This is a genomic window from Porphyrobacter sp. SLTP (assembly GCF_009905735.1).
In the GTDB taxonomy this organism is placed as follows: domain Bacteria; phylum Pseudomonadota; class Alphaproteobacteria; order Sphingomonadales; family Sphingomonadaceae; genus Erythrobacter.
In genome coordinates this window covers 71,023-94,802 of record NZ_JAAALE010000005.1, presented here as the reverse complement: position 1 = coordinate 94,802, position 23,780 = coordinate 71,023, and the positions used below count along the sequence as shown (strand labels likewise).

18 protein-coding genes and 1 tRNA gene are annotated in these 23,780 nt (G+C 64.4%); 9 read left to right on the top strand and 10 right to left on the bottom strand.

Annotated elements, in window-relative coordinates; translation table 11 throughout:
• Nucleotides 1-64 precede the first annotated feature (64 nt).
• The 3 genes from efp to GVM20_RS05780 all read left to right on the top strand — a co-directional run bounded on the left by efp (nt 65) and on the right by GVM20_RS05780 (nt 1,683).
• Nucleotides 65-628 carry an elongation factor P gene (gene efp, locus GVM20_RS05790; protein WP_166546345.1) on the top strand — a complete coding sequence of 188 codons (564 nt, stop codon included), beginning with the start codon at nt 65-67 and terminating at the stop codon, nt 626-628.
• Between the two features lie 9 nt (nt 629-637).
• Nucleotides 638-1,456: an inositol monophosphatase family protein gene (locus tag GVM20_RS05785; protein ID WP_166546344.1), complete on the top strand. Its 819-nt coding sequence runs from the start codon at nt 638-640 to the stop codon at nt 1,454-1,456.
• Nucleotides 1,457-1,598: 142 nt separating this feature from the next.
• Nucleotides 1,599-1,683: transfer RNA gene (locus GVM20_RS05780), tRNA-Leu, on the top strand.
• Between the two features lie 19 nt (nt 1,684-1,702).
• Here GVM20_RS05780 and GVM20_RS05775 read toward each other — a convergent pair.
• The 4 genes from GVM20_RS05775 to GVM20_RS05760 are packed head-to-tail and all read right to left on the bottom strand — an operon-like array spanning nt 1,703 to nt 8,271.
• The gene (locus tag GVM20_RS05775; RefSeq protein WP_166546343.1) at nt 1,703-2,869 is read right to left on the bottom strand and encodes a M14 family metallopeptidase; all 1,167 of its coding nucleotides are present in this window, start codon (nt 2,867-2,869) and stop codon (nt 1,703-1,705) included.
• Between the two features lie 13 nt (nt 2,870-2,882).
• A complete protein-coding gene (locus tag GVM20_RS05770; protein ID WP_166546342.1) occupies nt 2,883-5,936 on the bottom strand; it encodes a TonB-dependent receptor domain-containing protein in 3,054 nt (1,017 codons plus the stop codon).
• A 2-nt stretch (nt 5,937-5,938) separates the two neighbouring features.
• Nucleotides 5,939-6,886: an alpha/beta hydrolase gene (locus GVM20_RS05765; protein ID WP_166546341.1), complete on the bottom strand. Its 948-nt coding sequence runs from the start codon at nt 6,884-6,886 to the stop codon at nt 5,939-5,941.
• Complete coding sequence (locus GVM20_RS05760) at nt 6,883-8,271, bottom strand: dicarboxylate/amino acid:cation symporter (RefSeq protein WP_286165999.1); 1,389 nt, start codon at nt 8,269-8,271, stop codon at nt 6,883-6,885. Before GVM20_RS05760 ends, GVM20_RS05765 begins: the two co-directional genes overlap by 4 nt.
• A 213-nt stretch (nt 8,272-8,484) precedes the next feature.
• Here GVM20_RS05760 and GVM20_RS05755 point away from each other — a divergent pair, with 213 nt between their 5' ends.
• From GVM20_RS05755 to GVM20_RS05745, 3 genes are all read left to right on the top strand, one after another.
• On the top strand, nt 8,485-10,164 hold the full coding sequence (locus tag GVM20_RS05755; RefSeq protein ID WP_166546340.1) for a sensor histidine kinase: 1,680 nt from the start codon (nt 8,485-8,487) through the stop codon (nt 10,162-10,164).
• The gene (locus tag GVM20_RS05750) at nt 10,161-11,486 is read left to right on the top strand and encodes a sigma-54-dependent transcriptional regulator (protein WP_166546339.1); all 1,326 of its coding nucleotides are present in this window, start codon (nt 10,161-10,163) and stop codon (nt 11,484-11,486) included. The genes GVM20_RS05755 and GVM20_RS05750 overlap by 4 nt, the downstream gene beginning before the upstream one ends.
• A 74-nt stretch (nt 11,487-11,560) precedes the next feature.
• A complete protein-coding gene (locus GVM20_RS05745; protein WP_166546338.1) occupies nt 11,561-12,415 on the top strand; it encodes an alpha/beta hydrolase family protein in 855 nt (284 codons plus the stop codon).
• A 24-nt stretch (nt 12,416-12,439) separates the two neighbouring features.
• On the opposite strand, the gene GVM20_RS05740 is transcribed toward GVM20_RS05745, so the two are convergent.
• The 3 genes from GVM20_RS05740 to GVM20_RS05730 are packed head-to-tail and all read right to left on the bottom strand — an operon-like array spanning nt 12,440 to nt 16,293.
• Nucleotides 12,440-14,002 carry a sensor histidine kinase gene (locus GVM20_RS05740; RefSeq protein WP_166546337.1) on the bottom strand — a complete coding sequence of 521 codons (1,563 nt, stop codon included), beginning with the start codon at nt 14,000-14,002 and terminating at the stop codon, nt 12,440-12,442.
• 9 nt (nt 14,003-14,011) lie between these two features.
• Nucleotides 14,012-14,719: a response regulator transcription factor gene (locus tag GVM20_RS05735; RefSeq protein WP_166546336.1), complete on the bottom strand. Its 708-nt coding sequence runs from the start codon at nt 14,717-14,719 to the stop codon at nt 14,012-14,014.
• An 11-nt stretch (nt 14,720-14,730) separates the two neighbouring features.
• A complete protein-coding gene (locus GVM20_RS05730) occupies nt 14,731-16,293 on the bottom strand; it encodes a DUF4153 domain-containing protein (protein WP_166546335.1) in 1,563 nt (520 codons plus the stop codon).
• A gap of 185 nt (nt 16,294-16,478) precedes the next feature.
• On the opposite strand from GVM20_RS05730, the gene GVM20_RS05725 reads away from it, so the two are divergent.
• Nucleotides 16,479-18,314, top strand: a complete 1,836-nt coding sequence (locus GVM20_RS05725; protein ID WP_166546334.1) for an SLC13 family permease — start codon at nt 16,479-16,481, stop codon at nt 18,312-18,314.
• A 22-nt stretch (nt 18,315-18,336) separates the two neighbouring features.
• On the top strand, nt 18,337-19,656 hold the full coding sequence (locus GVM20_RS05720; RefSeq protein WP_166546333.1) for an amidohydrolase: 1,320 nt from the start codon (nt 18,337-18,339) through the stop codon (nt 19,654-19,656).
• A 93-nt stretch (nt 19,657-19,749) separates the two neighbouring features.
• On the opposite strand, the gene GVM20_RS05715 is transcribed toward GVM20_RS05720, so the two are convergent.
• Complete coding sequence (locus tag GVM20_RS05715; protein WP_160760846.1) at nt 19,750-19,929, bottom strand: hypothetical protein; 180 nt, start codon at nt 19,927-19,929, stop codon at nt 19,750-19,752.
• A 100-nt stretch (nt 19,930-20,029) separates the two neighbouring features.
• Nucleotides 20,030-21,628 carry an isocitrate lyase gene (locus GVM20_RS05710; RefSeq protein ID WP_166546332.1) on the bottom strand — a complete coding sequence of 533 codons (1,599 nt, stop codon included), beginning with the start codon at nt 21,626-21,628 and terminating at the stop codon, nt 20,030-20,032.
• Nucleotides 21,629-21,808: 180 nt separating this feature from the next.
• On the opposite strand from GVM20_RS05710, the gene GVM20_RS05705 reads away from it, so the two are divergent.
• The gene (locus tag GVM20_RS05705; protein WP_166546331.1) at nt 21,809-23,161 is read left to right on the top strand and encodes a helix-turn-helix domain-containing protein; all 1,353 of its coding nucleotides are present in this window, start codon (nt 21,809-21,811) and stop codon (nt 23,159-23,161) included.
• A gap of 4 nt (nt 23,162-23,165) precedes the next feature.
• Here the strand turns inward: GVM20_RS05705 and GVM20_RS05700 are convergent, their stop codons facing one another.
• Nucleotides 23,166-23,654 carry a nuclear transport factor 2 family protein gene (locus tag GVM20_RS05700; RefSeq protein ID WP_166546330.1) on the bottom strand — a complete coding sequence of 163 codons (489 nt, stop codon included), beginning with the start codon at nt 23,652-23,654 and terminating at the stop codon, nt 23,166-23,168.
• Nucleotides 23,655-23,780 lie beyond the last annotated feature (126 nt).

Genomic DNA, 23,780 nt, shown 5'->3' with positions numbered 1-23,780 from the left:
GCGTGCGCCTTTGCGGCGGCGCGCCTCAACGCTCTTTCCACCACGTAAGAAGGCCCACAGCCCCATGAAGATCAGCGGCGTCGATATCCGCCCCGGCAACATTCTGGAATACGAGAAAGGCATCTGGAAAGTTGCCAAGATCCAGCACACGCAGCCCGGCAAGGGCGGGGCTTACATGCAGGTCGAAATGAAGAACCTGCAAGACGGCCGCAAGACCAACGTGCGCTTCCGCAGCGCCGACACGATCGAGCGCGTGCGGCTCGACACCAAGCCCTTCCAGTTCCTCTATGCCGAGGGCGAAGACCTCGTCTTCATGGATAACGACACCTACGAGCAGATCACGCTGCCCGGCGACCTGCTGGGCGATGCGCGCCCCTTCCTTCAGGACGGGATGCAGGTGAACCTTGAGCTGTGGGACGAAAAGCCGATCTCGGTCGAGCTGCCCTCGCAGATCGAAGCCACCATCGTTGAAGCTGACGCCGTGGTGAAGGGGCAGACCGCCTCATCCAGCTACAAGCCTGCGATCCTCGACAATGGCGTGCGCATCATGGTGCCCCCCCACATTGGCAGCGGCACGCGCATCATCGTGGATGTGTATGAGCAAGCCTATGTCGGCAAGGCGAGCTGAGCACACATCATGGCAGCTATTTCCGGCCTGATCCGCGTCATGGAACGCGCCGCGCGCAAGGCGGGCGGGCGTTTGCGGCGCGATTTCGGCGAAGTCGAGCATCTTCAGGTCAGCCGCAAGGGCCCGGCCGATTTCGTCAGCAAGGCCGATATCCGCGCCGAGCGCACGCTCTATGACGAGCTGCTTGCGGCCCGTCCGGGTTGGGGCTTCGTCATGGAAGAGGCCGGCGTGATCGAGGGCGATCCCGGCATGCCGCGCTGGATCGTCGATCCGCTCGATGGCACCAGCAACTTCCTCCACGGCATCCCGCACTTCGCCATCTCCATCGCCGCACAGGAACCGCGCGCCGACGGGAAGGGCTGGGGCGATGTGGTTGCGGGCGTGGTCTATCAGCCGATCACCGACCAGACCTTCTGGGCCGAAAAGTCGCGCGGGGCGTGGCTTCAGGATGCGCGCCTGCGCGTCTCGGCCCGCTCGCGTCTCGCCGATGCCTTGGTGGCCACCGGTGTGCCGTTCTTCGGGCATGGCGATTTTGCCGAATGGAGTCGCATCTTCGGCGCCATCGGCCCCGAGGTCGCGGGCATCCGCCGCTTCGGCGCGGCGTCGCTTGATCTGGCTTACGTGGCGCAGGGCCGGTTTGACGGGTTTTGGGAAAGCGGCCTGAGCGAATGGGACACGGCAGCGGGTTGCCTGCTGGTGCGCGAGGCTGGCGGCTTTGTCAGCGACTATCGCGGCCGATCCGAACCGATCCATGCGAATCAGGTGCTGGCGGCAAATGATGCGCTGCATTCCAAGCTGCACAAGCTTCTGGCTGGCGCGCTGCGGTAGAGTCATAGCGAGGTAGTTGTCGGTTCATTGCAGCTTTGACCCCGGTCATTGCCGTCGCGGCCTTGGGTTTCACGTGAAACATCAGGCGCGGCGCTTGAAGCGACAGCGAAGCCGCGCTAACAGCCTGCGCTCCTGCACAGGCGCCCCTGTGGTGGAATTGGTAGACGCGCTCGACTCAAAATCGAGTTTCGAAAGAAGTGCCAGTTCGAGTCTGGCCAGGGGCACCATTCCGGCATTTTCCCGACATTAGCGGTCGAGCGTTTTTAACGCTCCCAGCAGGCCCTCTGCCAAGCCGCTGGCAGCCGCACGCGTGGCGCTGCGATCTGCGGTATCGGCGACCTCATAGGTGTAGGCCGGAATGGCATAGCGGTCGTGGAACCAGTTCTTCGCCGTGCCGCTGCCCGGATTGGCGTTGCGCGGTTCGATCGTGAAGGGGTAGCCCGCAAAGGCCTGCTCGCGCCCTCCCAGCCATGCGGCGAGGAAGCGCTGCTGCGCCGGGCTGGCCTCATCACCCTGCACATAGAACAGGTTGCGACCCGTCGAGTGGAAATCCACCATCAGCACCGGGCGTACGCCAGCGGGCAGGGCATCGAGCCACGCCTTGACGCTGTGGGTCTCGGGCTGGGAGAAATCGCCCCAGTCACGGTTGAGATCAACCGCGCCGCGATTGGCGCGCCAGTGCCCGCGCGCGGTGCCATCGGGGTTGAGCATCGGCACGATCAGAAACTGCACATCGCCGAGCCCGCCCCGCGCGGTGGTGCGGACCAAGGTCTCGACAAAGGCCTGCATTGCGATCGCCCCGGTGACCTCGGGCGGGTGCTGGCGGCCGAGCAGGATCACCAGTCGCGGCGCATCCGACCGGCCGATGCGGATCGCCTCGATGGCCCGCCCGTCCAGCGAGCGTCCGAGGGTGAAATGGGCGGTGCCAAGCATCTTGCTCCAACGCAGCAGATCGGCGCTGGTGTCGGCCGGCGTGATTAGCTCCTGCGCTGAGACTATCGCCTCACCTGCTGGCAGCTCCATGCTCGCCGCTGCGCCTTCAGCACTGACTGTCACCGGCAGATCGCGGGTCGCATCCCCGCTGTGCCACTTCGGCGCATAGCGGTGTGCGCCGCCAAGATAGCGCAGCGTCACGCTGACCGGCGCAGTGCCATCGGCTTTGTAGCGGAACGCATACCACGGGCTGGGATTGATCGGCGGCGCGTGTTCGGGCGAGATCAGCAGCGTGAAAGCCCGCTCCCCCGTGACCGCGCAGCGCGCCGGGGAGGCTCCGTCGAAATCGAAGGCGAGCATGACGGAGGCGGTGCGGCACGCACTGTCCGACACCGCCACAGAAGCAGGGGGCGGCGTTTGCGCGCACGCCCCCAGCGTCAATCCAAGACCGGCCCACAGGTATCGCAGCGACATCCCCATGGGCCCGGGCCTATCAGAAGGTCTTGCGGATATCGACCCGGAACACCCGCCCACGCGGTGAGTGCAAGGCGCTGAAGAAGCCATAGGTGTCATCAGCCAGCGGCGGATCGACGTCGAACAGGTTGTTCACCCCCAGCCGGATGCGGGTGCCATCCAGCGCGCCGCCGTTCTCGAAGGTGTAGCTGATCGAAGTATTGATCGTCAGCATATCGTCCACGCGGAAGAAGTTGGCGTTGGGATCGTCCGACACCAGCGGCACGTCGCGGCTGACAGTGGTGTTCCACACCCCGCCGACATAGCTGGCGAACACCGACGCGTCGAACGGGCCGCTGCCCCAGTTGATCGAACCGCTGTAACGCCACTTGGGGCGACCTTCGATCTCCAGCAACTGGCCCAGACCCTCGATCCTGACTTCGGGGGGCAAGTCCCCGTTGGCGACCGCATCGACCAGTGTCTGTCCGTCCGTTCCGGCGGACTGGACGAAGCTCTCCAGCCGCGCCGCGTTGAAGCGCAACCGGAACTGGCCGAGGCCAAATTCAGGGACGTTGTACGCAAGCCCGAAGTCCCAGCCCTTCGATACGCGGCTGTCGAGGTTGATATAGGGATCGAGCACCCGGATGATATCGCCCGCCGCGGCAAGGCTAGTGCCCTGATAGAGCGCGATCTGCTCCGCGTTTGGCGCTGCACGGATCACGTTGGGGTTGCTGCTGCCATTCTGCCGCAGCAGCAGATCGAGCGCGATGGCGTTATCATCGCCGAAGACGCCGACCAGACCGGTCTGCTTCACGCGCCAATAATCCGCGGTGAGTGTCAATCCGGGAATGAACGCCGGCTCCAGCACGGTGCCCAGATTGATGCTCTCACTATCTTCGGGCCGCAGCTGGTCGGTGCCGGAACGGAAGCTGATGATGCCTTCGCCCGGGCAGACCCCGAGATTGGCAATCACGCCCTTTTCGACCTGCGCCTGACAGCGCACGAAATCGTCGCGGGTGTTGGAACGGGTGGTGCCTTCGTCATTGACCTGAACCAGGTTCGGCGCGCGGAAGCCCTGCGACCATGCGCCCCGGAACATCAGGCCGGGGACCACGGTCCACGATGCGGCGGCACGCGGGACGATGGCCGTCTCACCGATATCCTTGAAGTGCTCCATCCGGCCCGCCAGTTGCAGGTTGAGCGCGCTGATCAGGGGGACGTCCATATCCTCGCTCACCAGCGGAACGAAGGTTTCGACAAACGCCGAATAGGCCGTGCGTACCCCGCGGGTGTCGGGCGAAGCGCTGGTGCCGGCAACGTCGCTGCCGTCAAATACGCCGGTGACGCTGTCGGTCCAGGTGATGGTGCCATCAATGCGCGGATCGCGGTCATCGAAGAAGGTCTCACGCCGCCATTCGATCCCCGCGGCCACCCCGACATCGCCGCCGGGCAGGGCGAACAAGGCACTGTTGCTGACTTTGAAATCAGCCAGCGCAAGGCTGGTGCCGCCGGTGCGGAATACGCTGATGCGGAAGGGGTCGATTGAGCTGGCGGGGTTGAGGGTGCAATCGTCATTGCCCGGATCGCCGGTCACGCAGCCACCGTTGAAGGGATTGTAAGCATCCGGCGTCGACTTGTTGATCGCCTGCTGCAACAGGGTCAGCGAAACGCGGTTGCCTTCAAGGTCGGTCGCCTTGGCTTCGGAATAGACAAAGCCCGTATCGAAATCCCACGCGCCGAAATTGCCGCGCAGACCGGCAACGAGGCGGAAGGAATCCTTGTCGACGTCTACAGTGCGGTTACCGGCATCCACGAAGCGGTACCGCTCCATGATGATATCCGCGCCGCCTGCGGGTACGGTGATGCCGGGCACGCGGTTGGGGTTGGCCGCACCGCCCGGGAAAGTCACCGGGCCAAACGGGTTCCAGTAGGCATTGCGCGAAATCCCCACAGGCACCGCGCTGAGGATTGCGGCCGGAGTGATGTTGCGGCTGCTTTCCGAACGGTAATAAGTGCCCTCGAAATAGCCTTCGACATTGTTGCTGAACTCGTAGTTGAACAGCGCGACGGCGTTGATGCGGGTCTTCTCGCTGATCAGCGTGGTGCCGAAGGCGCGGTTGTAGCGCACCCCGACCGCCGGGTTATCGCCATTGCGTGCGCACAGCCCGTTCCCTAGTTCAAGACGACAACCGGTCAGGGTCGATGGCTGGAGATAGAAGTCATCGTCGCGGATCGGCGTCTGGTTGTTGTTCGTGATCTGAATATCGAACTGGCCGAACGGGCCGAAGGTGTTGCGGTTGTTGAACTGCGTATCGCCTTCGAAAGGGGTGCCGACCAGCAGCGGGGTCTTGTCATCATCGGCAGAATAGGCCCGCTCTGACGCGTCCATTCCGTTCTCGTAGAAATAGCCGCCATAGACGGTCAGGTTGGCGCGCCCGCCGGCAAAATCGAAGCCATAGCCGCCATTGATCTGGGTGCTGTAGAGGCCGGTGCCGTCCGAGTTGCGGTATTCGCCTTCGATGAAGCCGCCCTTGCGGTTGCCGCGCAGCACGGTGTTGACCACACCCGCCACCGCGTCCGCGCCGTAGATCGCCGAAGCGCCATCGCGCAGCACTTCAAGGCGCCGCACACTGCCCGGTGCGATTTCGTTGGTGTCGGGGCTGACGACCGGCACCAGCAACTCGGTCTGGAAGCCGGGGTTGAGCACCATGCGTCGTCCGTTGATCAACAGCAGCGTATTGCCCGTGCCCAGATCGCGCAGGTTGATCGAGGCCGCGTCGCCGCGCACGTTGTTGGAGCTGACATCGTTCTGTTCGTTGAACGCGACCGCGCCCGCCTGCGGAATGGCGCGGAACAGCTCGTCACCCGAAGTCGCTGCGACATTGGCGATGTCGGTTTCGTCCAGCACGGTGACGGGGAGCACATCGTTGATCTTGGCGCCCTGGATCTGGGTGCCGGTGACAACGATCTCGCTCGTAACATCGTCTTCGGGCGCAGGGGCGGTCGGTGGCGCCTCCTGCCCATAGGCAGCGCTGGCAGCGATCAGACTGCCGCCGCACATCAAGGCGAGCCTGCTCAGAAACTTCGTCGACATCATTATTCTCCCCGTTTTTCCATTATTTTGAGTGATTGCGCCCAATGCGCGAATAGCGTGGGCCATTGGCTGATGACTTGCTCTGGCGTGCCCAGACCCCATCCGTGCCCCCCATTGCGGAACAGATGGAGCTCGGCGCTTGCGCCGGCAGCGATGAGGGTCTGGAACAACAGAATCCCGTGCCCCGGCGGTGTGGTCGGATCGTCGGCGGCGGCGAAGATGATCGTCGGCGGCGCGTCCTTGGAGGCATAGGTATCGAGCGACCATTCATCCTCGGCCTCGGGGCTCGCCTTATCGCCGATGATCTCACGCCGGGTGCGGGTGGTGTCGTAGGGCTTGCGCAGCGTGACGACCGGAAAAAGCAGCACCGCGAAATCGGGCCGGGCGGAAGCCGCTTCATAGCGATCTGCCCCGGCGTAGAGTGCGCGGGCGGGTTGGTAGGCGGTGAAGCCTGCCAGATGCCCGCCTGCGGAAAAGCCCATGATCCCGATCTTGTCCGGCGCGACGCCAAATTCGCCCGCGCGGGTGCGGATGATCTTCATCGCGCGCTGGGCATCCATGAAGGGAGCCGCTGCGTCCCAGCCATCATTGGGCAGACGATAGATCAGCTCGAACACGGTGAAGCCTTGGGCTTGCAGCCACTCGGCCGCAGGGGAGCTTTCCTTCTTGAGCTGGATGCGGAAGTAGCCGCCGCCGCCCGCCACCAGCACGGCAGCACCATTGGGCACAGCGGGGCGATAGACGCGCATCCGGGGGGTGGCGATGTTCGAGACGGCACCATAGCCAGCGCCTTCGCCGCCGATTTTCTCTGGTCCGGTGACAGTGCCATTGCCCGGAGGCGTGCCCGGCCACAGCAGGATTTCCTCAGGCGAGGCTGCGGCAACCGGCAGCGCCGCTCCAAGCAGCGCCAGCAGCGCGGTCAACACCATCAAAAAGCGCCGCGCGATCACGCTTGCTTCTCCAGCGCGTCGGCGATCTTCTCGCTGACGGGGCCGCTGCGTTCGTGGCGTTCGATGTCTTCCTCGGGCAGCGGCATGGGCGCGCCTGCAAGGGCAGCGGCCAGCCGCTCACGGTCGAGCGCGTTCTCCCAGCCCGCCACCACGATCGTCGCCACCGCGTTACCGACGAAATTGGTGAGCGCGCGGCATTCGGACATGAAGCGGTCGATGCCGAGGATCAGTGCCATACCCGCCACAGGAACTCCCGGCACCACCGACAACGTTGCGGCCAGGATCACGAAGCCCGATCCGGTGACGCCTGCCGCGCCCTTGGAACTGATCATCGCCACCAGTACCAGCGTGAGCTGTTCGGCAAGGCTCAGCTCCACCCCCACGGCCTGCGCAATGAACAGGGCGGCCAACGTCATGTAGATGTTGGTGCCGTCAAGGTTGAAGGAATAGCCCGTCGGCACCACCAGCCCGACCACCGCCTTGCGGCACCCGGCGATCTCCATCTTCTCCATCAGGCTCGGCAGAGCGGCTTCCGAGGATGACGTGCCCAGCACCAGCAGAAGCTCTTCGCGCAGGTAACGGATCAGCGCGAAGATCGAAAAGCCGTTGAACCAGCCGACCAATCCCAGCACGACCAGCACAAACAGCAGTGAAGTGAGGTAGAAGGTCGCGACCAGCGCGGCGAGGTTGGCAAGGCTTCCGATCCCGAATTCGCCGATGGTGAAAGCCATCGCCCCGAAAGCTCCGATGGGCGCGAGCTTCATCAGCATGTGCACCAGCCGGAACACCACCTCGCTGAACGAGGCGAGCACATCCATCACCAGATCGCTCGCCGGGCGGGTCATGGCAATGGCGACCCCGGCAAGGATCGCGACCAGCAAGACTTGCAGGATCTGGCCGTCGGTCATCGCGCTGAACAGAGTGTCGGGGATAATGTTCAGCAGGAACCCGCTGATGCTCTGCGCTTCAGCCTTGTCGGCGTAATCGGCGACCGCGGCGGTATCGAGCGTGGCGGGGTCGATGTTCAGCCCTTCGCCGGGGCGCACGATGTTGCCGACCAACAGACCGATGATCAGAGCAAGGGTGGAGAAAGTCAGGAAATAGGCAAAGGCCTTGCCCGCAACGCTCCCCACGGCCTTCATGTCGCGCATCCCGGCGATGCCGGTGGCAACGGTGAGGAAGATCACCGGCGCGATGATCATCTTCACGAGCTTGATAAAGCCGTCACCCAGCGGTTTCAGCGCGGCACCGGTCTCCGGGTACAGGTGGCCGACCAGCGCCCCCAATGCAATCGCAGTGAGCACCTGCACGTAAAGCTGGCGATAGAACGGCTTTGGCGCAGGCGCGGGGCGTGCATCGGGCGTCATGGCTGCTTGCAAACCCATGGGCTGCGCGGTTCCCTCCCCTTCAGTGTCTCTCCACCGTCGAGAATCGGCCACACATCTGCGCGTTGCAAGATTTTCGGTGCCTGTGACACCGTCACGCAAAAACAGGGCATTAAACGATCTTATCAAGTTCTCTGTGCGGGAATCCGCACATGTTTGTTGCGCCGCTTGCGGAAATCCGCACAAGTCGCTGCTGGAATCGGAAGGGGATGTGTGCGGCAGGTCAGGCTTGGGCGGTGGTATCTGGTCGCGGTGGGGCTGATCGGCCTGACGCTGCTGGCCGCGCTCGCCATGCTCGGGATCGAGCGGGCGGTGCGGGTCAATGCACTGGCGGAGACCCGCGCTGAGGCGACAAGTCAGGCGGCGATCCTCGCGGCAGGGCTAGAGAGCGAACTCAACAAGTTCAGTCTGGTGCCGCGCGTTTTGGCGGTTGATCCCGAGGTCGCGGCGCTGCTGGGCGGGCAAAGCGCCGGGCGCGATGTGCTCAATCGTCGGCTTGCCGCGCTGGCGGGACAGACCAATGCCGCCGCGATCTACCTGATGGACGCGCGGGGGACGACGCTGGCAGCCAGCAACTGGGACCGCCCCGACAGTTTCATCGGCTCCAACTACGGTTTCCGCGAGTATTTCTCCGGCGCTTCCAGCCGCGGCACGGCGAGCGAATTCGCGCTCGGCACTGTCAGCCGCCGCCCGGGGCTGTATCTTGCCGAACGGGTAGGCCCGGCATCGGAACCGCTCGGGGTGGTCGCGGTCAAGGTTGAGTTCGACAGTCTTGAACGCAAATGGCGCGATGCCGAAGATGGCGTATTCGTGACCGATGAGATCGGGATCGTGTTGCTGGCGAGCAATCCCGATTGGCGTTTCAGAACGGCCGAGAGAAGCGACGCTAACGGTCAGGCGGACGACCCGGTCCACAACGCCAAGCGCTTTGGTGTGGCGCAGCCCAAGCGCTTTGCCTTGCCTGCCACCGGCGATGCGACTTCACCCTTGCAGATGATCGAAAAGATCCAGCCGATTGCCCCGGTGGGTTGGGAGTTGCACCTTCTCGCCGACCCCGCGCCGCGCCTGTCGGTTGCGCTTGCCAATGGCAGGCTGGCGGGTGTGATCGCGCTGGTTTTGCTGGGACTGGCGGGGGCGGGGGCCTATCTGTGGCAGCGCCAGCGGCAGTCGCGCGCCGCTGCTCAGGTTTCGGCACAAACCGCGCTGCTGCGCGAACAATTGCAGCAAGCAAACCGGCTCGCAACGCTTGGCCAGATCACCGCAGGGTTAGGCCACGAAATCCGCCAGCCACTCGCTGCGATGCGGGTCTATGCCGAGAATGGCGAACGCCTGCTGGCCGCGGATCGCCAGAGCGAGGCTGCGGCCAACTTCGACAAGATTGCCCAGCTCGCCGGGCGGATCGGCGAGATCACCGCCGAACAGCTCCACTTCAGTCGCCGTTCGCCGGAGGAGCCGCGCGAAATCCGTCTCGCCGAGGTGATCGACGGATCGCTACTGTTGCTGCGCGATCAGATCGGACAGAAAGGCCTGTCCCTCGACCGTCCCGCCGCAGACCTCGCCGCCACAACGGTGCGCGCGCGCCACGTTCAGCTTGAACAGGTGCTGGTCAATCTGCTTCAGAACGCGGTGCAGGCCTGCGGGGAGGGCGGACAGATCGCGCTCGCGATTGCGTCCGAGGGTGACACGGTGCGTCTCAGCGTCAGCGATGACGGGCCGGGCGTTCCGGCCGAACTGCGCGAAACGCTGTTCCAGCCTTTCGTCACGTCGAAAAGCGAGGGGATCGGGCTTGGCCTGGCCATTTCGCATGACATCATGCGTCAGCTCGGCGGCGATCTGGTCCATGAAGCGACCGCCGCCGGTGCGCGCTTCACTATGGTGATGCCCGCAGCATGAGCGCAGCTGCCGCCTCCCCGATCCAGGTCGCCTTGGTCGAGGACGATCCCGATCTGCGTGATGCGACGTTTCAGACCCTGACGCTCGAAGGGGCGGACGTGGTCGCTTTCCCGGATGCCCGTGCAGCGCTTGAATGGTTGGATGCCGACTTCCCCGGTGTCGTCGTCAGCGATGTGCGGATGCCTGGAATTGACGGGATCGCCTTCTTCGCCGCGCTGCGTGAGATCGACCGCGATCTGCCGGTGATCCTCACCACCGGTCATGGCGACATTGCGATGGCCGTCGCGGCGATGAAGGACGGCGCGGCAGATTTCCTGACCAAGCCTTACGCCTCGGCCGATTTGATCCGCGCCGTGCGCGCGGCCAGCGAGCGGCGCGCCTTGGCGCTGGAGAACCGGAGGCTGCGCGAGGAGGCTGGGCGCAGTGTTGGCCTGGCCATTCCCGGTTCTTCTGCCGCGGCTCAGCGACTGCGGTCCGTGATTGATGGCGTCGCGCGGTCCGAAATTGACGTCGTGCTGACCGGCCCGGCGGGGACGGGCAAAAGCCACGGTGCGCGGCTGATCCATGACCTCAGCCCGCGCCGCAGCCGTCCCTTCGTCACGGTCGATGCTGGCGTGCTGGTGCATGAGGATGCGGAGCTGCTGCTGTTCGGGCGGGATCCGGGCGCAGGCCAATTGTCGCGCACCGGCCTGGTCGAGCGCGCCAACGGCGGCACGCTGTTCATCGACGAGATCGTGGCAGCGAGCAACGTGCTGACAACGCGGCTTGCCTCCTTGGTCGAAAAGCGGGAAATCTGGCCAATTGGCGCGGCGAACGCGCGTCAGCTCAACATTCGCATCATCATCGCCCGCCTTGCCGAGCAACCGCAAGGCAGTCTGCGCGATCCGGCATGGCACAAGCTTGGTGCGGTGCAGATTGCCTTTCCCTCGCTGGCGGACCGACGCGAGGATGTGCCAGAGATTTTCCGGCTGTTCGTCGCGCGCCATGCACGTGAGGCGGGTTTGCCAGCGCCCGCTATCGGCGAAGCGCAATGGCGGCATGTCCAATCGCATGACTGGCCGGGCAATCTGCATGAACTTAGTGGCTATGCCCGCGCCTTCGTGCTGGGCCTGTCGGAACTAGAAACGCCATCGAGTCCCCTCAGCGGGCAGCGCCCTCTCCATGCGATTGTCGCCGATTTCGAGCGGACCGTGCTGGAAGATGCGCTGCGCCAGTGCCGGGGCGACATTGCAGAGGTGCAAGCCATGCTCCAAACCCCGCGCAAGACGATCTATGACAAGCTCGCGAAGTATGATCTGAAACCGGCGCGGTTCCGCGAGTGATGGGCTGGTCACGCCAAATGGGAAGAACTGCGATGATGCCGAGTGCCGCACTGGTTTTGCGAATACTGTCCCGCTTGATCGCTGCTGCGATGGCGCTGATGCTCGGCAGTGCCGCGCTCGCCTCGGCCGGGGATGGGCGAGGGCGCTTTATGTTCACCGGATGGGACGGGCCGCCGCTGCCGGTGTGGTATCAGCTACCCGAAGAGGTGAAGCCTGACACGCCGGTCGTGGTGGTCATGCACGGCGTCAACCGCGATGCTGATCGCTACCGCGACGAATGGGCTGGCCTAGCTGTGAAGCACCGCCTCATCGTGATCGCCCCGGAGTTCAGCCGCGCCGACTTCCCCGGCGCTGCTGGCTACAACACCGGCTTCTTTGCGGAGGAGGACGGCACCTTGCGTCCGCGCACCCGCTGGTCCTTTGCCGCGATCGAGCCGCTGTTCGATGAGACCCGCCGCCGTTTCGGGACGGCAGCAGAGCGCTATACGATCTACGGCCATTCAGCAGGCGCACAGTTCGTCCACCGCTTCGTCATGTTCATGCCCGAGGCGCGGATCGAGCGGGCGATTGCGGCCAATGCCGGGTGGTACACGATGCCCGATCCCGCGATTGCCTTTCCCTATGGCGTAGAAGGCGCACCTGTCGCACCCGACACGCTCAAAGCCGTGCTGGCCAAGCCGCTGACGGTGCTGCTCGGCACGGCGGATACGGACACTGCTGATCCCGACCTGCGCACCACTCCCGAAGCGAACCGGCAAGGCCCCCATCGCTTTGCGCGCGGGCAGAGTTTCTTTGCCGAAGGGCGCGCGCTCGCGGCGCGGTTAGACACGCCGTTTGGCTGGCGAATGGAACAGGTGCCCGGCGTCGGCCATAAGAACGGCTTGATGGCACAGGCGGCGGCTGACCTGATCGCGGCACGGCAGGAATAGAAGGCGGTGGGCCTGCCTCGCTGCCTAATCGGCCAGCGGTAGTTCAAGCGCGAACGCCGCTCCACTATCGCTGTCCACCAGTGCCAGCGACCCGCCTGCTGCCTCGATCAGCGATTTGATGATCGGCAGTCCGAGGCCACTTCCGCCGGTCGCGCGCCGCGTGGTAAAGAACGGCTCGAAGATGCGCACGCGATCGGCTTCGGCAATGCCGGGGCCATTGTCCGCCACCGTGATCAGCACGGCGCCTGCCTGCTGATCGGCGGTGAAGCTCACCCGGCTCGCCCCGGCCTGGCGGCTGTTGTCGATCAGCGCACTGGCAATGGCTTCGAGCGATGCGTCGCGGATGGCGAGGAGTGGCAGGCTGTCGGGCAGGGTCGCCGCAACAGCAAACCCATCAGCCCGATAGGCATCCGCGAGCCGGTTCAGGATCGCCGCGAGGTCTGCGCGTCCAGCGGGGTCGTTTGCGCTGAGGTCGGCGCGGGCGAGTTCCAGCAGGCGGGTCGAAAGCATCGTCAGCCGCGCTGCATCGGCATCGGCATTGGCGAGGAAGCGGCGGCGCTCGTCCGGGGCCATGCTGTCGCCGTGATCGCCGAGAATTTCGAGTGTGCCGCGGATGCCCGACAGGGGGGTCTTGAACTCGTGGCTGACCGCGTGGGCGAAGTCGCGTAAGTACCGCGAGCGGCGCTCGATCGCTTCGGCCATGCGGGCGAAATCGGCGTAGAGGTCCTGAATTTCGGCGGCGGCGGTGCGGGGCGGTTCGGGGAAGTCCTGCCGTCCCAGGGCGAGCGCCCGGCTTGCGCGTGCCAGTGCTTCGACCGGACGCACAATGCCGCGCGACAACACGCTGCTCAGCACAAGCAGCAGCATGAATATTGCCGCGATGCCGAGCAGGATCTTGCCGCGATCGGCGTAGAGTCCCTTGAACAGGCTGCGCGCCGAACGGGACAGCAACAACACGCCGACGACGCGACCATTCACGATGACGGGGCGCGCATGATGCACCCGCACCGCTGCCGCACGGGACAGCCATTCGAACTGGTAGGTGGCGCGGTAATCGCCATTACGGCGCAGGACGGTCTCTGGGCGGCCGGCAAGCGCGGTGGCGACTTCGGGGAGAGCGGCGAGGCTTTGTCCTCTGGGGTCGGAGGCGATCAGGCCCTGCCGGTCGAGCAACAGGATCGAAGACAGCGTGACCTGGCGCGTGCGCGCCGCGACCGGTGCGAGATTGGTCCAGACAGCGGCGGCATCGGCATCAGGCGCTGAGGGGCTGGGCTGCGGCAAAGGGCGCTCGGACAGGATGTCGCTGCTGCTGAGATCGATGGTCGGCGGCTCGGGCCGGAAGTCCTGCGGATCGGGCATGGTGACGGCCGCACCCGGCCATTGCGTTGCTGCCACCGCGGCCAGCGCTGCCCCTTGTGCGACCAGCTCCGCTTCGGTCTGGCGGACCAGCGTGTTCTCGTACACCCTCAGGAACATCGCCGCGATGCCGGGCAGGGCAGCGACCGTGAACAGCGTGGCGAAGACGATGGTACGCAGCCTCAGCCGTGGCCAGCGGGCCTTGAGCCATTCCTTGACCGCGCGGATCACGCCTCGCCCTCAGCCGCCCGCGCGGTTGCAGGGGCCGAGCGCGTAGCCGATGCCGGCGCGCGTCTCGATCAACCCGTCCGCGCCGACCGCCGCAAACTTTGCCCTGACGTTGCGGATGTGGCTGTCGATCGTGCGATCGGTCACCGCAAAACCGGGGCCGTGGAGCTGGTCGATGATCGCATCACGGCTGAACACCTTACCGGGCCGCGCGGCGAGCGTGCGCAGCGTCGTGAACTCGGTCACGGTCAGCGGCACGTCCTGCCCATCCCAGGTAGCGCGCCAGCTTTCGCAATCGAGCGTCAGGCAATTATGCGTGATGATCGCCGCGCTGGGCTTCTCCTCAGGCGCAGCCGTGCTGGCCCGCCGCAAGATTGCCTGCGTCCGGGCGACCACTTCGCGCGGGGAGAAGGGTTTGACCACATAATCGTCCGCGCCAAGTTCGATACCCAGCACGCGGTCGATCTCGTCATCGCGCGAGGACAGGAACAGGATCGGCACGCTGCTCGTCGCCCGCACCCGGCGGCACACCTCCAGCCCGTCCATCCGCGGCATGTTGATGTCGAGGATCACCAGATCGGGCTTCAGCGCGGTGATGAGCGCCACCGCCTCCTCCCCATCACCGGCTTCAAGCGTGGCGAGGCCTGCCTTTCCCAGCGCAAAGACCAGCAGCTGGCGAATGTGGGGATCGTCATCGACGACAAGGATGGAGCGCGGCATGGGATGCAAGATCACGGCTTTTCTCCCGGCGTCAATGTTGCAGTTGGCGGCGTAGGCAGCGCAATCGGCGGTGCAGGGGGCGGGAGGATCTCACCCCCGCACATCCGGCCATAGGGCGCGGGCAGCGGTATGCGAGCATCGACCGCCAGCAGTGCTTCCGCTTCGGCGAGCTGCAGTGCGCCGCGCAAGGTCCAGCTTTGCCAATTGCTCTGGCTTTCGCCAAGCCTGCGGTAGGCTTCAGCGCTCAGATAGGTGGCCTGATCGCGCAGCTTGTTGCCCACCGGCGCATTGTGCAATTCGAGCAGCGGGATCAGCGCCGAGCTTTCGAGCCCCTCCAGATAGCACAGGTCGAGCCGCGCCGGATCGTGCAGGTGGTCGATGTTCCACCGCGCCGCGATCGCACCGTAATCGGCCATCGTCGAACCGGCCAATACGATCCCGGCGGCCAGCGCGTTGGCATTAATCAGCCACGCCGCCGACTGCCCATGGAAAAAGCGCCAGCAGATCAGCACGAGGCCGGTCGCCACCAGCACCATCCACACAAGCGCTGCGATCCGCCATTCGGTGAGCGAATAGGCATCGATGTAGTCAAGCACACGCAGGATGCTCGACGCGACCAGCAGGAGGTTCTGCGCGACCCACACCAGCAGCAGACGGCGGATCACCGGGGTCTGGGCGGAGGGTGAACCCGGTCGCAGCGCGATCAGCACGAAGAGTCCGGCCAGCAACGCGGTGGCGATCAAGGTATAGGCGCCGCGGTGGGCATAATCGGCCAGCGTGATGCCATCGGGCAATGAGGCTCCGCTCCACAGGAACACGATGTCGAGGCCGTTCTCCAGCGCGAAGACCGCGTTGAAGATCACCAGCGTGCTCAGCATCATTGTCACCGAAGGATCGGGCATCTGCGGCAACCACGCCTGCCGCGCGCTGGCAAAGCGCAGGGCGCGGGGGCGCAAGGTTGGCCAGACGAAGACGAGCGTCACGCCAAGCAGCAGGGCGTGGCCGATGAGCGTGGTGAAGTCGGGCAATTCAATCGCCGCAAACGCATTGCCGAGCACCGGATTGGCGCTGGCAAACAGACTGAGGAACAGCGCCCCGCCGATGAGCGGCAACGCGATGTTGAGCAGAAAGGATTTGCCCAGTGACCCCCGGTGGCCAGACATGCTGGCGAGCCGCCATGCATCTGCAAGCGGCCAGAATGGCGCTCCCACTCCCAGCGTCGTCAGCCGCAAGAACCACAGCCCGGCATGATCAAACACGTGGCGGGGCAAGAGCGCCGCAGTGCCGATAGCAATCAAGAACAGGAAGGCAGCCAAAGGTCCGGGATCAAGGATCAGGCTCGCCGCAAACACCGCGCCGCAAATGATGGCGACCCACCCTCCGCGGCTATTGCGCACCGCGGGCCGCACCAGCACCATGACCGCCAGCCAGATCAGCGCGAACAGGCCGATGACCGACCCTCCACCAAATCCGTAAAGCAGCACATCGGCGGCGGCGAGTACGGCCAGCGCGCCGCCCAGCTTCATCGCGAAACTGTAACGGGACCAAGAGGGTATTGTCAGAGCACCAGGCATGCAATTTCTCCGTCTGTTTGACGGTGTCTTGCCAACATGGGATGGTGCGAAGGTGGTGGAGGCTGTGCTGATGCTGCGCGCTTGTCGTGCAGATTTGGTGCAGAGCGACAGGCACCGCTAAGCCGCTGCAATCATAAACCGCTTGCCCGGCACCCAGCCGATTGGCTAGCCCTTAAGGCATCGCCATGCTGGAATCTCCATCCTATCACGCGATAGCGGCCATGGCAGTGACCATCGCCATGTTTATCGGCTTTGCCCGGGGTCGTTACCCTGAGGAGATCATCTCGCTCGTCACCATCGCTGTGATCGCGGTGGGTCTCTACTTTGCACCGCTCGAAGGCACCAAGCCGACCGACGGTCTGGCGATTGCGTTTGGCGGGTTCGGTCATTCGGCGCTGATCACGATTTGCGCGCTGATGATCATGGGGCGTGGGCTGGTGGTGACGGGCGCGCTGGAGCCTTTTGCGCGGCTGTTGGAATCTGTGTTCCGCTTCAGTCCGCAGATCGGCCTGCTGACGGCCCTGCTGCTGGCCTTCTTCATGTCGATGTTCGTCAACGACACGCCGGTGATGGTGCTGCTGATCCCGATCATCGTTGGGATCGCCGCCAGGGGCCTGATGGCGTCTTCAAAAATTCTGATGCCGGTCAATACGGCCGTGCTGCTCGGCGGCATGGCGACGACCATCGGCACGTCGACGAATATTCTCGTCGTCAGTATCGCCAGCGATCTCGGAATTCCGGCTTTCGGCGTGTTCCAATTTACACCGATCGTGCTGATGGCCGGTCTGGTCGCGATTCCCTATTTGTGGTTGGTGATGCCGCGGATGCTGCGCGACAACAGCGTTGTCCCTGACAACATGCGGCGCACGTTCCATACCCGCTTTCGAGCAGGGGCCACGAGCCTTCTGGCCGGAGCCGATCTTGAATCGCTGAAGGACAAGCTTCCCGATGGCATCACGTTTCACGATGTGCCGCCCGGTCCGCTTCAACCGGATCACCGGCTGCATATTTCCGGCACGCATGGCGCGCTTGAGGAGGCTGCACGGGCGCTGAAGGGCGATCTTGCGCCAAGCTGGGTGATCGACCGTATCCACCGCGTTTCCAAGACGAAAGGTGACGACATCGTGGCTGTCGAAATGACCGTCACCGCGGATTCGCGCTTGGTCACGCGCACGCTCGCCAGTTCGGGGATCGCTGATCTCTATGGTGTGGCCGTGCTGGGCATCCACCGACCCAATCGCGCGTTGGGAGAGCGCGACATGGACTCCGAAGCGGGTGATCGCCGGATTCAAGATGGCGACGTGCTGCTGGTGATGGGGATCGAAGAGGATTTGCAGGCCTTTGCCCGCAACGACGGGCTGCTGCGGCTCGAGGGCGCGCGAGAATTGCCGCGGCGGTCCAAGGCAGTGCTGGCGGGTGCGATCATGCTCGGCGCAATCGCCACCGCCTCGCTCGGCCTGCCGTGGTTCGACGGCATGAGCTATGCGCCGATCAAGCTGCCGATCGCGATTTCTGCGCTGGCGGGTGCGATTGCGATGTTCGTGACCGGCTGCGTCAAGTTCGACCGGGTCGGCCGCGCGCTTTCCGCCAAGGTGATCGTGCTGATCGCGGCGAGTCTCGCCATCGGCCGGGTGATCGATGAGAGCGGAGCGGCGGCTTGGCTGGGTCAGGCGCTTTCGCTCGGCCTTGCCTACCTGCCGCCTGCTCTCATCCTTTCGGCGATCATGCTGTTCGTGACGATCCTGACGAACTTCGCCTCGAACGCCACGGCCGCCACCATAGGGACGCCGATTGCCTATAGCATCGCCATGCAGCTCGGACTGCCGCCAGAGCCGCTGGTGCTGGCGGTGCTGTTCGGCTGCAACCTCTCCTTTGCCACGCCGATTGCCTATCAGACCAACCTGCTGATCATGTCCGAAGGCGGCTACGAATTCGGCGATTACATACGCGCAGGCGTGCCGTTGGTGGCGCTGATGGTGACAGTGCTCTCGGTGCTGCTGGTGGTGTGGTATGGCTTGTGACGACTGACAGGGAGAGCGTGCGATGAGGCGGGTATGGCGATGGGCGGGAGCGAGCTTGGTGGTGTTGGCAGCGGCACCAGCGCAAGCGGATGAACTGCGCGATGCGGTCACGGCAGACCTGCCCGCGCTCGTGGAGCTCTACAAGGACCTGCACGCCAACCCTGAGCTGAGCTTTCAGGAGGTCGAAACCGCCAAGAAGCTGGCCGCGCGCGCGCGGACGATGGGGTTCGAGGTGACCGAAGGTGTCGGCAAGACCGGCGTGGTCGCGGTCATGAGAAACGGCGACGGGCCCACCGTGATGCTGCGCGCCGACATGGACGGGCTTCCGGTGATCGAGCAGACCGGGCTGCCCTACGCCTCCAAGCGCCGCGCGGTGCCGCAGACAGGGATCGAGACCGGGGTGATGCACGCCTGCGGGCACGACACCCACATGGCCGCATGGATCGGCACTGCGCAATTGCTGTCAGAGCGCAAGGATCAGTGGTCGGGCACGCTCGTCATGATCCTCCAGCCTGCGGAGGAAATCGGGGAGGGTGCCAAGGCGATGCTGGACGACGGGCTCTACACCCGCTTTCCCAAGCCCGACTATGTGTTGGCATTCCACGACGCCGCGCAGGCTCCGGCGGGGCATATCGGCTACGCCAATGGCTTCGCGCTCGCCAATGTGGATTCGGTCGATATCGTGGTGCCCGGAGTCGGCGGTCACGGTGCCTATCCGCACACGACCAAAGACCCGGTGGTGCTCGCCTCGGCTATCGTCATGCGCTTGCAGACGCTGGTGAGCCGCGAGCTGAACCCCACCGATTCGGCGGTGGTCACGGTCGGCAGCTTCCAGGCGGGATCGAAGCACAACATCATCCCCGATGAAGCCCGCCTCCAGATCACGGTGCGCAGCTATTCCGATGGCGCGCGCAAACAGCTCCTCGAAGGCATCGCCCGGATCGCGCGGGGCGAGGCGATTGCCGCCGGAATGCCCGAGAACAAGATGCCCAAGGTCACGGTTGCTGATCCTTACGTTCCAGCCACTTACAACACGCCTGAACTTACCCAGCGGGTGGTCGCAAGGCTCAAACCGCGTTTCGAAGGCCGGGTGTTCGAGGTGCCTGCCGTGATGGGCGGCGAGGACTTCAGCCAGTTCTACCGCGCTGACCGCGAGAACGTGGAATCGCTGATTCTGTGGGTCGGCGGCGTGCGGGCTGAGGAATGGGCCAAGGCACAGAAGGGCGAAATCACGCTGCCATCGCTCCACTCCCCGTTCTGGGCGCCGGATGCCCCCGTGGTAATCGCCACCGCAACCGAAGCACTGACGGCGGCAACGCTTGATCTGATGGGCAAGCCCTAACGCACAAATAATGCGGCCGCCGGAGCGCGCCTTTGGGGCGCATTCCGACGGCCGTTTCTCCTCCCCAGGAGAACTGTAAAACGGGGTGTGGCCTTACGAGGGAACGTAAGTGCCCAGACGGTGGTGCAGAGCGTTGATCTTGGCCAGCTCCTCACGGTCTTCGGTGTTGCGGGCATGGCTCTCCAGCGCGCGGCGCAGCAGCTTCATGTCCGCGGTCGAGAGCAGCGCGCGGGCGCGTGCAGGCTCGGGGTTCGGGGTTTCGGTATCGGTCATCGTCACTCTCCTCGGGGTGATGGTCTCACGCCCTTAGGCGGCTTTGCAGGCTACCGGAAGGCCACAATCACGCGACCTTCCGGCTCCTCTCCCGGGCGGCTTATGCCGCCTCGAACTGGTTCATCGTGTTGTGCGCGCCGCCCGCCTTCAGAGCGGCTTCCCCAGCGAAGTATTCCTTGTGATCATCGCCGATGTCGCTGCCCGACATGTTCTGGTGCTTCACACAGGCGATGCCCTGACGGATTTCCTCACGCTGCACGTTCTTGACGTAACCCAGCATCGCCTGTTCGCCGAAATACTCGCGGGCGAGGTTGTCGGTGCTGAGGGCGGCCGTGTGGTAGGTCGGCAGAGTGATGAGGTGGTGGAAGATGCCGGCCCGCGCAGCAGCGTCGCGCTGGAAGGTGCGGATCTTCTCATCGGCTTCGGCGCCCAGTTCCGTACCGTCGTAATCGACGCTCATCAGCTTGGCGCGGTCATAGGCCGACACGTCCTTGCCCGCTGCTTCCCAGGCGTCGAACACCTGCTGGCGGAAGTTCAGCGTCCAGTTGAAGCTGGGCGAGTTGTTGTACACCAGCTTGGCATTGGGCACGACTTCGCGGATGCGGTCGACCATTTCGGCGATCTGTTCAACGTGCGGCTTTTCGGTCTCGATCCACAGCAGGTCCGCGCCATTCTGAAGGCTGGTGATGCAGTCGAGCACCACGCGGTCCACACCCGTTCCGGCGCGGAACTGATAGAGGTTCGAGGGCAGACGCTTGGGGGCAAGCAGCTTGCCGTCGCGGCTGATGAAGACCTGACCATTGGTGATGTTGGCCGGATCGACTTCATCGGCATCAAGGAAGCTGTTGTACTGATCGCCCAGATCGCCCGGCTCCTTCGAGAAAGCGATCTGCTTGGTCAAGCCAGCGCCGAGCGAGTCGGTGCGGGCGACGATGACGCCGTCGTCGAGACCCATTTCGAGGAAGGCCATGCGGCAGGCGCGGATCTTCTGGAGGAAGTCTTCATGCGGCACGGTGACCTTGCCGTCCTGGTGGCCGCACTGCTTTTCGTCCGAGACCTGATTCTCGATCTGAAGCGCGCAAGCGCCCGCTTCGATCATCTTCTTGGCAAGGAGGTAGGTCGCTTCCGCATTGCCGAAGCCTGCGTCGATATCGGCGATGATCGGCACCACGTGGGTTTCGTAGTTATCGATGGCGTTCTCGATGCGCTTGGCTTCCACCGCGTCACCAGCTTTGCGGGCAGCATCGAGGGCACGGAACATCATGCCCAGTTCGCGGGCATCAGCCTGCTTGAGGAAGGTGTAGAGCTCCTCAATCAGCGCGGGCACCGAGGTCTTCTCGTGCATCGACTGGTCGGGCAGGGGGCCGAACTCGCTGCGCAGCGCGGCAACCATCCAGCCCGAGAGATAGAGGTAACGCTGCTTGGTGGTGCCGAAGTGCTTCTTGATCGCGATCAGCTTCTGCTGCGCGATGAAGCCGTGCCAGCAGCCGAGCGACTGGGTGTATTGCGCCGGGTCCGCGTCATAGGCGGCCATATCGGCGCGCATGATCTTGGCGGTGTACTTGGCGATGTCGAGGCCGGTGGGGAAGCGGTTCTGGATCGCCATGCGCGCGGCGCTTTCGGGATCGATCGCGGCCCAGCTCGGTCCGTTCGTCGAAACGATGCCCTGCATCCGGGTGATGGTGTTCTGGTAGGTCATAAGTGTCTCCTGTCCATCCTGGGGAGGGGTTTGAGGCCTTGCAGACTCGCGCCGCTGGATGAGCAGGCTTTGGCGTGGTGCGGCGCAGCATGACAGGAAAACTTACAGATAATCGTGTCGCTATGCCGACAATCGCCTGCATTCTTGTGTCAATCGGTAAATTAATTTACAAACCGACCTATGGCTGACACCAATCTCCTCGCCGGGCCTGCCTTGCGCCGTCTGCGCAAGCGCGAAGGCCTGACCCAAGCCGGAATGGCGGGTATCCTCGGGATCTCGCCGTCCTACCTCAACCTGATCGAGCGCAACCAGCGCCCTCTGTCAGCCCGCGTGCTGGTGCAGGTGATCGAGCGATTCGATTTCGATCCGCGATCCTTGCGCGAAGATGACGCCATCGGCGGGCTTGACGGCCTCGTCAGGCGCATGGCTGACAAGCGCTTCGGCGATCTCGGAATCGACCGTGAGGAAGTGCAGGAATTTCTCGCCGCCGCGCCGCAGATCGCCGCCGCCTTCGCCCGGTTGTATGACACGGGCGGGGGTGAACGGATCGTGGTTGAGGATGTCGCGGCTGCTTCGCGCCGTGCGGTGGAACGCTGGCAGAACCACTTTGCCGATCTTGACCACGCTGCCGAGGACCTTGCCGATGAATTGCGGCTCTCGCGCGGAGAAATCAGCGCCGCCTTGGGTGAACGCCTGCGGGAGAAGCATCAGCTACAGGTGCGCATTCTCCCTGCCGAGGTCATGCCGGGGCAAGTCCATCGGCTCGATCTCCACGCGCGGCAATTGCAGCTCTCAGAAATGCTCCCCGGCGCAGCACGACGCTTTCAGATTGCCCGGCAAGTGGGCCAGCTGGAAATGCGCGAGGGCATCGAGACACTGGTAGCAGGCGCGAACCTTGCCAGTGCCGACGCGCGGGACGCCTTTCGGGAGCATATCGCCGATTATCTCGCAGGCGCGCTGCTGCTGCCCTATCGCCGCTTCCTGCGCGCTTGCGAGGCGACGGGTTATGATCTGGCGGTTCTGCAACGCCGGTTTGCGGTCAGCTTTGATCAGGTCGCCCAGCGGCTCACCACGCTGGGGCGGGTCGGCGAGCGGGGGTTGCCGTTCTTCATGGCGGTGATCGACCGGGCGGGGCGGATGACCAGTTTCACCGCTGGTGGGAGCGGCGCAATGTATCCGCTCGAAGGCGCGCGCTGGCCCGCATGGGTCCCCTTTGCCGCGTTCGAACGTCCAGGAACCGTCCTCACCCAAGCCGTCACCTTCGGCGAGGGTGAAGCGGCAGCACGGCACTGGTTTACGATCACCCGCACGGTTGATGGCGACGGCGTGATGTGCGCAGGTCGCCGCGCGGTGGTGCTTGGGATCGAGGCGCGCTTTGCCGGTGATCTTGCTCATGCCCGCGGCGTCTCACTCGACCGGCTCGACGCTGTGCCGCTGGGGGTGCCGTGTGGCCGGTGCGGCCGGGCAGAGTGCCTGACCCCGGCTCCGGCGCGGATCGCCAGCGCGCTACCGCGCCCGCGCCTTAGTGTTTGATGGTTCAGAACTGCTGGTTGGAGGCGTGGATGTGGAGAATACGCCAGTCAGCGCCGCGCCGCACCAGTACGATGGTGCGGCGTCCGAGCCGCTCAGGATTGTCGAAATGGAAAGTGCAAAGCGCCATTTCTCCGACCGTCTGTACGTGTAGATCCTGAATGAGGTCAGGTCGATGATAGGGCGGACCGGGCCGCTCCATTGGCAAGGTGAGTGCGATGCGTCGCATCCCAGCTGGCATTCCGCTCACCCGCTTCAGGCCTTCTCGTGAGGGCGCAGGTTCATCCGTGCCGGCATAGATCCCGTCGAAGCTAGTTGCATCGGATGCGAAGGCCGCTTCCATTGCGGCAAGGTCGCACGCAGCGAAACTGCGCAGGAACCTCATCAACGCTATCTCTGCCGAGGCCGCCTCGTCGCCACCCAGGGCTAGCGACGGGGTTGCCGTCACCGCCAATCCGATCCCGATAGCCTCGCGTCGGTTGCTCCGCCCAGCCATTGCCCGCCTTCCTTTGCCACTCCATCTTTGAGCGAAGCCTAGCTTAAAATGGCGGTGAAGCCACCCCATCGGCGGAGAGCATGAAAAGACGGCATTAACCCTTGCGAGGCGCAGAATTGTGCGCTT

Bases quoted from the DNA above. Each gene is read 5' to 3' on its own strand.
- efp (WP_166546345.1), top strand. From the start codon at position 65: ATGAAGATCAGCGGCGTCGATATCCGCCCCGGCAACATTCTGGAATAC.
- GVM20_RS05785 (WP_166546344.1), top strand. From the start codon at position 638: ATGGCAGCTATTTCCGGCCTGATCCGCGTCATGGAACGCGCCGCGCGC.
- GVM20_RS05775 (WP_166546343.1), bottom strand. From the start codon at position 2,869: ATGGGGATGTCGCTGCGATACCTGTGGGCCGGTCTTGGATTGACGCTG.
- GVM20_RS05770 (WP_166546342.1), bottom strand. From the start codon at position 5,936: ATGTCGACGAAGTTTCTGAGCAGGCTCGCCTTGATGTGCGGCGGCAGT.
- GVM20_RS05760 (WP_286165999.1), bottom strand. From the start codon at position 8,271: ATGGGTTTGCAAGCAGCCATGACGCCCGATGCACGCCCCGCGCCTGCG.
- GVM20_RS05750 (WP_166546339.1), top strand. From the start codon at position 10,161: ATGAGCGCAGCTGCCGCCTCCCCGATCCAGGTCGCCTTGGTCGAGGAC.
- GVM20_RS05735 (WP_166546336.1), bottom strand. From the start codon at position 14,719: ATGCCGCGCTCCATCCTTGTCGTCGATGACGATCCCCACATTCGCCAG.
- GVM20_RS05730 (WP_166546335.1), bottom strand. From the start codon at position 16,293: ATGCCTGGTGCTCTGACAATACCCTCTTGGTCCCGTTACAGTTTCGCG.
- GVM20_RS05725 (WP_166546334.1), top strand. From the start codon at position 16,479: ATGCTGGAATCTCCATCCTATCACGCGATAGCGGCCATGGCAGTGACC.
- GVM20_RS05720 (WP_166546333.1), top strand. From the start codon at position 18,337: ATGAGGCGGGTATGGCGATGGGCGGGAGCGAGCTTGGTGGTGTTGGCA.
- GVM20_RS05715 (WP_160760846.1), bottom strand. From the start codon at position 19,929: ATGACCGATACCGAAACCCCGAACCCCGAGCCTGCACGCGCCCGCGCG.
- GVM20_RS05710 (WP_166546332.1), bottom strand. From the start codon at position 21,628: ATGACCTACCAGAACACCATCACCCGGATGCAGGGCATCGTTTCGACG.
- GVM20_RS05705 (WP_166546331.1), top strand. From the start codon at position 21,809: ATGGCTGACACCAATCTCCTCGCCGGGCCTGCCTTGCGCCGTCTGCGC.
- GVM20_RS05700 (WP_166546330.1), bottom strand. From the start codon at position 23,654: ATGGCTGGGCGGAGCAACCGACGCGAGGCTATCGGGATCGGATTGGCG.